Here is a 9,697-nt window from a genome sequence, read left to right on the forward strand (position 1 = left end):
AGTCAGTAACATATATACGGCAAGGCGACGTTGACGTGGTTTGAAGAGATTTTCGAAGAGTATGAGCCAAATCGGCTATTACACTTAAAGTATAGCACTCTGAGAATAGATGTCAAAGAATTTTTATCTCTGTTAGAAAAAGCCTGTCCTGAGACAAGGCTTTGAGTTTCTTCATCTTAGGACCCAGCGCTTTCATAAGAATCCAAGCCCCTGTCCCAGAGTTTAAGGGAAATGACAAAGAAAACAAGGGAAATCAGCATCAAACCTCCGATGTTAAAGATTACATCCTTGTCCTGCAAGAAATAGCTGGCAGGATAGTAGGCCGTAAAGGCAAATGGCACGATAAAGCTAATCAACCATCGAAGAAGCGAATTGTAAATGGAAATTGGATACTTGGCAAAATCATTAAACATATAGAAAATGTAAATCATAGCGCCTGACTGTTTGGTCCAAAAAGCGATACTAGCTGTCGCGATTTTCAAGGAAGTATAAATCAAGGTCGCAAAAGGAATACAAACTAGGAAAAGCAGGAATTTTGGAAGAGTCCAAGCAATGCTAGTCACTGTTGTTCCCAATAGGATACCACCGACCAAGAGTTCTCCCAAAGCATCAATCTGAAAAGTCTCAACTAGAATATGAAAGAGAGGATTGATAGGACGAGTCAGATACTTGTCAAACTCACCTTTTCGGACTAGGCGTTGCCCTAGTGCCCAGAGATTGTCAAAAAAGAGATGGTCCAAGCCCTTGGGAATCAAGGAAAAACCATAGATAAAGGCGATTTCTTGAAAAGTCCAACCTTCTAGGGATGGAATATGTTGAAAGATGACATTGAGAAACAAGAGGTTCAATCCTTGAGTTAGAAAAACTCCCAGCACACCAACCACAAAATCCACCTTATATTCCATGATTTGCTTGATGTATTGTCTAATAAAAATCAGATGCATGCGTTGATATTTTTTCATACTAACCTCCCTGAATGGTAATGAATGACTGGACTCGTTTCCAAATCAACTGAGACAAGCCCACCATCACTAAGAGCCAGAAGAACTGCAAAGCGAGCGCCTGAATCATCTGACTGGCATCGTATTTCCCAACGATAATCATGACTGGAGTGTAAATCAAGGATGAAAAAGGCAGGAAGGACAAAATATCTGAAACAACCTTTGGAAAGAAAGCCAAGGGAATCAAACTACCAGACATAAAGGCCACTATGGAAGTCTTGAGTAGATTGGAACCCCAAAGATTTTTAAACACAAAGGCTGAAAATCCAAAGCAGATATTAAAGAAAAAGTTAATCAGATAGGCCAGCGTTAAGCTAAAGAGGTAAAGGACAGTTAATCCCAGCACTTCTACAATCCCTTGCCCAGATAAGATTTTCATCAAAACAATGACACTTAAAAATGGAAGGCCAACACTAATAAAAATCAACCACTTGGACCCAAGCTCAGTAAAGAGATAAGAGGCCGCAAAATGCACTGGTCGTAACAAACGCATGATGATGGAACCATCCTTGACCTCCTCCCCAATCATAAAAGACGAATCTGATCTAGTCAGAAGATTGGTCACAAAACTCATAATGATGTAGAGGGTGATATCTGCCATACTAAAGCCCTGAATCAAAGACTCCTGGGAGGAATCAAAGACTGCCTTCCAGAGATAAAAGGCTACAAAAGCCCCCATGACATCCCCAATCCGATAAAGAATGAAGTTGACTCGATAGGTAATCAACTCCTGAACACCTGCATTTATAAAGGGTTTATAACGTCTCCACAATTTGACCATCTTAGAGCTCCTTTCGGTAGAACCGACGGATAATATCCTCGATATCCGTATCCACCATCTTCAAATCGCGGATTTCAAAATCAGACAGGGTTTGCTTGATAATGTCAGCTGACTGGTAGCGAGAACTATCGAATTCAATATTAAGGCTATTTCCTTGTCTATCAATGGTCATATCAGGCAAACCCTCGTAGTGAGAAACTAGATGACTTTGACCTGGTAGCAGTTCAAAAGAAAGAGTCTTCATCTTGCCAAAGGTCTCCTTGAGTTGGCTCACCGTTCCATCAAAAATCTCTTGTCCCTTGTCAATCATGAAAATCCGATCACAAAGTTGCTCAATATCACTCAGATCGTGAGTTGTCAAGAGAATGGTAGTCTCTTCCTCCTGATTGATCTGGGTAATGGCGCGACGAATGTTATCCTTGACCGAAACGTCCAAACCAATGGTCGGCTCATCTAAAAAGAGAACCTTGGGATTGTGAAGCAAGGAAGCTGCTATATCCGCTCGCATCCGTTGTCCCAATGAAAGAGTTCGTACAGGATCCTTGATAAAGTCCTTCAAATCCAAGACTTCATTCAAAAAATCCATGCGCTTATGAAAGAGCGAGTCTGGCACATCGTAAATCTCCTTTAAAACCGTGTAGGTCTCTTGCAGCGCCAAATCCCACCATAGCTGGGTACGTTGTCCAAAAACAACCCCAATATCCTTGACATAATCTTGACGATTATCCTGCGGAATCTTGCCGTTAATCCGACAAAAACCAGATGTTGGTTTTAAAATCCCTGTCAGCATTTTAATGGTTGTCGACTTCCCAGCACCATTTGCCCCGATAAATCCTAGAATCTGCCCTTTTGGAACTTCAAAAGTTAAATCTTTGACCGCTTCAAAGGTCTGCTTTTCAGGATGAATAAAGGAGAGTAATGCCCCTTTCAAGCCTGGTTCCTTAACAGTCTTCACAAAATTTTTCTGAAGATGTTCCACTTCTATCATTGCCATATCTATCTCCCTATGTAAGGAATAGCAACATTGTATTTTTGACTACAAATATTCTAAATCCTTACTTTCTACACCTTCTCAATATTATTACAGAAGGCTTTATACCAACCTATTATAATCCAATAAAAACTAGAATGCAAGCGTTTGCCTAAAGTTTATGAAATTGAAAATTTTTCTCTTAAAATAATACTATCATCAAAAATTCTGGTTTGATAGTCTCCTTAAAACACCAAAAAACCCACCCAATGGGCAGGGTTCTGATTTATATGATTAAGCTAGATTATGCTTTAGCAGCTGGAGCATAATGAACAGTTTTTTCCATGTTTCTTAAAAAGCTTTAATTATGATTTTATAGTAGATTGAATAAGGTATGAACAAATCGATTAGGAAAGTCAATCTAATTTCTGGAAATATTTTTAGCAGTCGCAGTGTACTGTTTTAGATTCAATCTACTATATATAAGTGCCATGAAATAGAATATAATCTGACTAAATACGTATATGTCAATCGGATTTGTTCCCGATTTCAAACAGTAATCTGTCCAAGCTACTTGATTGATGTAACACTCTCAAGATGGTAACTGTATCCTTATCAAAACGATAAAACACTGAATAATTTTTTACTAGTAGTCGTCTAACTTTAATATCTAAACTGAGCAATTCCTCTACAATAGAACATCTTTCAGGAAATATTTCTAAGGTTTTAATCCCTTCTGCAATAGCTTCAAAGTGACTCATAGCAGTTTCCGGAGATTGAAGCTCATCTGCGATATAATGATAAATGGCTTCCATATCTCCTTCAGCTCTTTTTAAAATATTAATGGTTATTTTAGTCATACGTTCCGTTCCTTAAATTCTTTAAAGAACTCATTGACAGATCGAACATGACCGTTTTCTGCTTCATGATAAGCTTCAACCATCATTTGTCCAAATCGTTCAGCTGTCATTTCCTCTACATTCACTGATGAAGGTACATTTGGCAATGCAATATCAAAAGGGATTTTCTTCGTTAATGATACTTGTTTCAATAATAGTGTAACTAATGTTGATATCGGCATTCCAAGCTGCTTCAAAACCTGTTCAGCTGATTGTTTATCTAATTCATCAACTCGAACACTAATTGTAGCTGTTTTTCCCATTCTTATCACCTCACTTAAGATTTGTACTGTAATTGTACAGCAATTTGCATTACTTGTCAATTAAATGTTTTCTGAAAACGAAATACCACTATTACACTATTGAAAGATTAGATTAGCCTATCCGATAAAAAAGCAGTAACACAGAAAACTATTGACCATGAAACGTTCTCGTAATCCTAACCCCTATGTGTAAACAAAAACCCACCCAATGGGCAGGTTTCATCTGTATTATTCAGCTAGATTAAGCTTTACCTTCTGAACCGAATACGTCGATACGTTCTTCAACTGATGCTTGGATAGCTTTTACACCGTCAGCCAAGAATTTACGTGGGTCGAAGAGTTTTTTCTTGTCGTATTCTGCTTCGTTTGCTTCGTAGTCACGAGCAAATTTACGAGTTGCGTTAGCGAATGCGATTTGGCATTCAGTGTTAACGTTAACTTTCGCAACACCAAGTTTGATAGCTGCTTGGATTTGCTCATCAGGAATACCTGAACCACCGTGCAATACGATTGGGAATCCTGGAAGAGCTTCTGTCAATTTTTGCAAGTGGTCAAGGTCAAGACCTTCCCAGTTTGCTGGGTAAGGACCGTGGATGTTACCGATACCAGCTGCCAAGAAGTCGATACCAGTTTCAACCATTGCTTTAGCGTCTTCGATTGGAGCCAATTCACCTTTACCGATGATTCCGTCTTCTTCACCACCGATAGTACCAACTTCAGCTTCTACTGAGATACCTTTAGCGTGTGCTTTTTCAACAACGTCTTTAGCCAATTTAAGGTTTTCTTCAACTGGAAGGTGTGAACCGTCAAACATGATTGAAGTGTAACCAACTTCGATACACTCAAGTGCATCTTCGTAGTGACCGTGGTCAAGGTGGATAGCTACTGGTACAGTGATACCCATTGATTCAACAAGGTTAGCGATCAAGTTGCGAGCAACTTTGTAACCACCCATGTATTTAGCAGCACCCATTGAAGTTTGGATCAAAACTGGAGCTTTTTTAGCTTCTGCTGCGCGCAAGATAGCTTGAGTCCACTCAAGGTTGTTTGTGTTAAATCCACCAACTGCATAACCGTTGTCACGAGCTGCTTGGACAAATTTTTCTGCTGAAACGATTGCCATTTTATCAGGCCTCCTGTATATTTTTATGGGTCATCCCATTTACATTGTTCATTTTATCACTTTTTGACAAAAAAATCTAGTTTTTCCCGCAGTTTCGATTGAATTTCTTCTAGCTTCATCTATGTAAACCCTTTCCATCCCTAGTCTTGGGCGACTTTTGGAAAAGCTATGAAGAAAGTCAAACGATTCTCCTTCATCTCAAAACGATAAGGTAATTTTTCATGTTCTAATAGACTTTTGACCACAAAGAGCCCCATCCCAGACCCCTTGGCCTTGCGACTAGCATTGTTAGAAAAATACTGGGCTAGTTTTTCTTGTTCCTCTGAGCTACAGCTATTCTCGATAAAGAACTCCCCTTCTCTTTCTCCAATACGAACTAAGCCACCTGGAACAGAGTGCTTGATGGCGTTGCTGATGAGATTAGATAGGATCAACTTCATGACAGATGGGTTTAGATAAGCCTGCTGATGGGTTAAACTATTGTCTATCTGGAGGTCTCTTTCCTTGGCGAGCAAGGCATAATCCTTGACTAGAGTTTGCGTCATCTGGTGTAGGTCAATTTCTTCCCTATCATCTCGCAATTCCTGCACAGACGAGAGAGAAAGTATCTGGAGAACGTGGTGATTGAGCTCATCCACAATTCCTAAGGCAACTCCCAGATAGTGGTCTCTATCCTTATAACGACCAACATTTTCTTTCATGTTTTCGATCAAGATTTTCAAACTAGCCAGTGGTGTTTTCAATTCATGAGAAGCCCCTCGTAGGAATTCGACCTTCATCTTTTCCAGCTGGAGAATGGCTTCATTCTTGTCATGCAAGTCCGCAATGACAGTCAAAAGATGCTGGTAGAGACTATTGATTTGTTCCTTGAGATCACCAATCTCATCTCTAGAATCCACGCGCAATCGCACTTGGGCATCCAAATCCATCATCCGTCGGGTCACCCGCTTGATTTCCAATATCGGGGCCACAATGGTCCGAGCATATATGTAGGCTACCAACAGAGAAATCAGAAAGGATGCCAGCAAGGTATACGGGAGAAATTGGAGACTGATTTGCTCTGCTTCCTTTTGCAAATCCATGGACGCTAGAAACTGGAGAGTCATGGTACCACCGTCCTGCGTTTTTACCTCACGCTCCTCAATAAAGAGGGAGGTGGTTTGGCGATCTGTGTCCAGAGGAAGGCTGTCCTTGATTTCTAACTTGTCCTCGGTCATCTCGCCCTTGACGGCCCCCTTGATCTCACTGGTCTGGGAATACAAGTCTAAGACTTGCTCGATACTCTGCCTGTCTTTCCCTTCTAGGGACTGGGCAATGGCTGTCGCTTTCTGACCAATAGTTTCTTGACGGTGGCTCAGATAAGTCGAGGGAAAGAGAAAATAAATGGCTAAATGGAGGCAAATAACCAGAACACTAAAAATCGAGAAGGTATAGATAAATATCTTTGTAAATAAACCTGTTCGTTTCATTTTCGCTCCAATTTATAACCAACATTGCGCACAGTGAGGATGCAGTCCAAGTCTAGCTTTTTCCGCAGTTCCTTGATATAAACATCAATGACACGGTCAAAGGGAACCTCATCTGTCGCTTTCCAGACGGCATCGATTATCTGAGAACGGGTCAAGGCACGTCCTTCATTTTTCACCAGATAGTCCAGAATTTCCAACTCCTTGGCATTGATAGCCACTTCCTCTCCTGCTAGGCTTGCACTGTAGCTCTCAAAATCCACCTTGGCATCCTTATAGGAGAAGATTCGCCCCGTATCATAATAGCGCTTGAAAATCGCGTCCACCCTCACTTTTAAGAGGGAGAGAGAGAAGGGCTTTTCCAGATAGCCATCTGCCAGAGAGGCAAAGGCACTCATCTTGTATTCTTCATCCTGAAAGGCAGTCAACATCAAGACAGGAACCTGACTGGTTTTCCGAATCTCAGCCAGGACTTCCAGACCATTGAGCTTGGGCATCTGAATATCCAGTAAAACTAAGGCTACTTCATAGCTGGAAAATTTTTCTAAAGCTTCCTGACCATCCGCCGCCTCAATGGTTTCATAACCACAATCCGTCAAATAATCACTGACCCCCTCACGGATCATCTCCTCATCTTCTACAATTAAAATTTTCATAGAAAAAACGTTTCACATTCCTTTAAATTTCTTGTAAAGCAACTTGCTTTCATCCTGATAAACAGAGGATTTACCAAGACAAAACAGATAAAAATGCTACCTATATTATACCCCATTTAGGGGAGAATAGGTAGCAAGTTTTTTATTCACTATCGAGCAAAAGCTCTTTTGGTTGTTTTCTAAGGAGATTGCTTGAAGCAAGCGCCATAACGAGAACCACTAGAACCAAGGCAAGGACAAAGACGATGATAAAGTCTGATGTCTGAATGGAAATGTCTAGACTTGACAAGGTCTTGCTAAAACCATCTACTTCTGCACCACCACCAAGGTTAGAGGCTTGAGCCGCCTTGCTAGCCTGTTTGGCAACACCTGAAGTCACATTGGCAAGGACAGTGTTTCCAATTGCACGGGCAGTGTAATTGGCTAGGAAGTAAGCGGAAACAAGAGCAGGGATGGCAATCAAGATGGATTCAGTAATGAATTGTCCCAAGATACTTGCCTGCTTGAGACCAATAGAGAGGAGAATACCCACTTCCTTGCGACGGGCATTGATCCAAAGGCTGAGCAAGAGGGCAAGGAGAAGAACTGAGAAACTCAAGCTACCCCAGAAGAGGAGATTGGCCATCTTGTACATACCAGAGATGGATTGCTCAAGAGCTGGGTAGTTAGATGAGCTCTTAACGAGTGTATAGCTCTTCCAGTTGATACCACTGATGCCATTCAACTCTTTCATAACATCATCCAAGTTCTTGTCCGCTGTTACAAAGAAGGTTGCGTCCCCATAGATAGCCGTTTCTTCTGTATAACCATATAGTTTAGCAGCTGTATGGATGTCTGTGATAGCTGTATTTTCGTATAGTTCTTGTGAGTAGGTTACTGCCGACTTATTGTGACCATCAAAGAGTCCCTTGATTGTCACTTCGACTGTTTCTTTGGCACCTTTTTCATTGTCTGCATCGTAGATATTAGAGTCTAGTTTGACCTTGTCCCCTACTTTCCAGCCGTGTTTGGCTGCCAAGTCCTTGTGCATGAGAATCTTGTCTTTGTCATCGTTTGTTAGGTGCTCACCTTCGACCAGCTTATAAGAACCAGAGACAAACTTGTCTTCTTTAGAGGAGTCATTGACACCTGTAATCATCAAGCTACTTCCAAAATGTTTAGCACGGTCAGGTGTCAGATTTTTCTTGGTTTCTGGCGTTTCGATGAGTTCATATCCAGTCAAATCTCCGATAGCGTTGATACGTTTAACATAAGACTCGATGGCCTTGTTTTCGGTGATTTTTTTAATATCTTCCCCCTTGATATTTCCAGCACCACGTGGCGTTCCTTGATTGACGCGACGATTGATTTGCATGGAGAAGCTGTTGGTGATATTTTTAAAGGTCTCCTGAGAAGCCTTGGCAGTAGCCCCCTTGATCGACAAGCCGACCAAACTCAAGCTCGCCATGAGAAGAATAATCAGGAAGATGACAATCGATTTGAAAAACTTCCTTGTAACATAGGCAAATGCATTGTGTAACATAGGTTCCCTTTCTAGATTTTATTCTATTTCAATGTCTTATAACTTATATAAAATAATTTTTTACTATTTCCCTTAGATTGTGCGGACGGGAGGTAAAATTATCCAGTGGATGATTTTAGAAATCCAAGGAATTTCATCCCTAATTTTTGAGCCATATGTCTCAAAAATTCCGGCCTAGATAATAACTTTGTTATTATCTAGGCTATCACTACTGCGGGAAATAGTTGTTAATGACTCACTTCGTTTATTATTACTTTACACGTATCCGGTTACCAGCTAATACTATTTTAAAGTTTAATAACTAGATTCTATATTTCAGTCAGTTTCTTATCCTTCAACTCAAGTGTAATATCTGACGCTTGTGCCACTTCTTTACTATGCGTAACGACGATGACACATTTACCTGTTTTCTGGGCAAGTGATTTGAGCAGTTCAACAATATCTCCAGCAGTTTTAGGGTCCAGATTTCCTGTTGGCTCATCCGCTAGAATAACTGGAGCTTCTGATACCAAACTACGAGCAATGGCAACACGTTGCTGTTGACCACCTGATAACTGGAGAACATTCCGCTTGATCTGACTTTCATCCAAACCAAGCTCAAGCAGTGTATCCTTGCTTGCCTTTTTGTTGACCAAGCGGATATTTTCCAGTGGAGAAAGATAATCTATCAAGTTATAATTTTGAAAGACCAGGGAAATATGGTGCATGCGATGGTAAGAATAGCCCTTATTACGAATATCCTCTCCTTGAAAAAGGATAGAACCTTCAACAGGACTATCTAGACCAGCAAGTAGGGACAAGAGTGTGGATTTTCCTGCTCCTGACTCACCAATAATACTATAAAATTTCCCGGGTTCAAAATTATAATTGATCTGATATAGGACTGCTTCAGCAGTGTTCTTATAACGGTAGGTAAGATCTTGTAATTGTAATAAAGTCATGATTTCTCCTTCTTATACTCAATGAAAATCAAAGAGCAAACTAGGAAGCTAGCCGCAGGTTGCTCAAAACACTGT

The 9,697-nt window shown here is 40.6% G+C and carries 10 protein-coding genes; all 10 read right to left on the bottom strand.

Annotated elements, in window-relative coordinates:
• Positions 1-176 precede the first annotated feature (176 nt).
• The 10 genes from ADH54_RS04195 to vex2 all read right to left on the bottom strand — a co-directional run bounded on the left by ADH54_RS04195 (position 177) and on the right by vex2 (position 9,622).
• Positions 177-962: an ABC transporter permease gene (locus tag ADH54_RS04195; RefSeq protein WP_049524157.1), complete on the bottom strand. Its 786-nt coding sequence runs from the start codon at positions 960-962 to the stop codon at positions 177-179.
• 1 nt (position 963) lies between these two features.
• Positions 964-1,782: an ABC transporter permease gene (locus tag ADH54_RS04200; protein WP_049524158.1), complete on the bottom strand. Its 819-nt coding sequence runs from the start codon at positions 1,780-1,782 to the stop codon at positions 964-966.
• Between the two features lies 1 nt (position 1,783).
• Positions 1,784-2,776 (bottom strand): ABC transporter ATP-binding protein, encoded by a 993-nt coding sequence (locus tag ADH54_RS04205; protein WP_049524159.1) that lies wholly within the window; start codon positions 2,774-2,776, stop codon positions 1,784-1,786.
• Positions 2,777-3,279: 503 nt separating this feature from the next.
• A complete protein-coding gene (locus ADH54_RS04210) occupies positions 3,280-3,612 on the bottom strand; it encodes a type II toxin-antitoxin system RelE/ParE family toxin (RefSeq protein WP_000161699.1) in 333 nt (110 codons plus the stop codon).
• Complete coding sequence (locus ADH54_RS04215; protein WP_049524160.1) at positions 3,609-3,914, bottom strand: type II toxin-antitoxin system RelB/DinJ family antitoxin; 306 nt, start codon at positions 3,912-3,914, stop codon at positions 3,609-3,611. The genes ADH54_RS04210 and ADH54_RS04215 overlap by 4 nt, the downstream gene beginning before the upstream one ends.
• 241 nt (positions 3,915-4,155) lie before the next feature.
• On the bottom strand, positions 4,156-5,037 hold the full coding sequence (locus ADH54_RS04220; RefSeq protein WP_001018997.1) for a class II fructose-bisphosphate aldolase: 882 nt from the start codon (positions 5,035-5,037) through the stop codon (positions 4,156-4,158).
• 140 nt (positions 5,038-5,177) lie between these two features.
• Complete coding sequence (gene vncS / locus ADH54_RS04225; RefSeq protein WP_049524161.1) at positions 5,178-6,506, bottom strand: sensor histidine kinase VncS; 1,329 nt, start codon at positions 6,504-6,506, stop codon at positions 5,178-5,180.
• Entirely contained in the window at positions 6,503-7,159 is a 657-nt protein-coding gene (gene vncR / locus ADH54_RS04230) for a response regulator transcription factor VncR (RefSeq protein ID WP_049524162.1), read from the bottom strand. The genes vncS and vncR overlap by 4 nt, the downstream gene beginning before the upstream one ends.
• Before the next feature lie 142 nt (positions 7,160-7,301).
• A complete protein-coding gene (vex3, locus tag ADH54_RS04235; protein ID WP_049524163.1) occupies positions 7,302-8,681 on the bottom strand; it encodes an ABC transporter permease subunit Vex3 in 1,380 nt (459 codons plus the stop codon).
• A 308-nt stretch (positions 8,682-8,989) separates the two neighbouring features.
• Positions 8,990-9,622, bottom strand: a complete 633-nt coding sequence (gene vex2 / locus ADH54_RS04240) for an ABC transporter ATP-binding subunit Vex2 (RefSeq protein ID WP_049524164.1) — start codon at positions 9,620-9,622, stop codon at positions 8,990-8,992.
• Positions 9,623-9,697 lie beyond the last annotated feature (75 nt).

The sequence above is a fragment of the Streptococcus pseudopneumoniae genome (genome assembly GCF_001072315.1).
Classification (GTDB): domain Bacteria; phylum Bacillota; class Bacilli; order Lactobacillales; family Streptococcaceae; genus Streptococcus; species Streptococcus pseudopneumoniae_R.

Coding starts and splice junctions, on each gene's coding strand:
- ADH54_RS04205 (WP_049524159.1), bottom strand. CDS start 2,776: ATGGCAATGATAGAAGTGGAACATCTTCAGAAAAATTTTGTGAAGACT.
- ADH54_RS04200 (WP_049524158.1), bottom strand. CDS start 1,782: ATGGTCAAATTGTGGAGACGTTATAAACCCTTTATAAATGCAGGTGTT.
- ADH54_RS04220 (WP_001018997.1), bottom strand. CDS start 5,037: ATGGCAATCGTTTCAGCAGAAAAATTTGTCCAAGCAGCTCGTGACAAC.
- vex3 (WP_049524163.1), bottom strand. CDS start 8,681: ATGTTACACAATGCATTTGCCTATGTTACAAGGAAGTTTTTCAAATCG.
- vncR (WP_049524162.1), bottom strand. CDS start 7,159: ATGAAAATTTTAATTGTAGAAGATGAGGAGATGATCCGTGAGGGGGTC.
- vex2 (WP_049524164.1), bottom strand. CDS start 9,622: ATGACTTTATTACAATTACAAGATCTTACCTACCGTTATAAGAACACT.
- vncS (WP_049524161.1), bottom strand. CDS start 6,506: ATGAAACGAACAGGTTTATTTACAAAGATATTTATCTATACCTTCTCG.
- ADH54_RS04215 (WP_049524160.1), bottom strand. CDS start 3,914: ATGGGAAAAACAGCTACAATTAGTGTTCGAGTTGATGAATTAGATAAA.
- ADH54_RS04210 (WP_000161699.1), bottom strand. CDS start 3,612: ATGACTAAAATAACCATTAATATTTTAAAAAGAGCTGAAGGAGATATG.
- ADH54_RS04195 (WP_049524157.1), bottom strand. CDS start 962: ATGAAAAAATATCAACGCATGCATCTGATTTTTATTAGACAATACATC.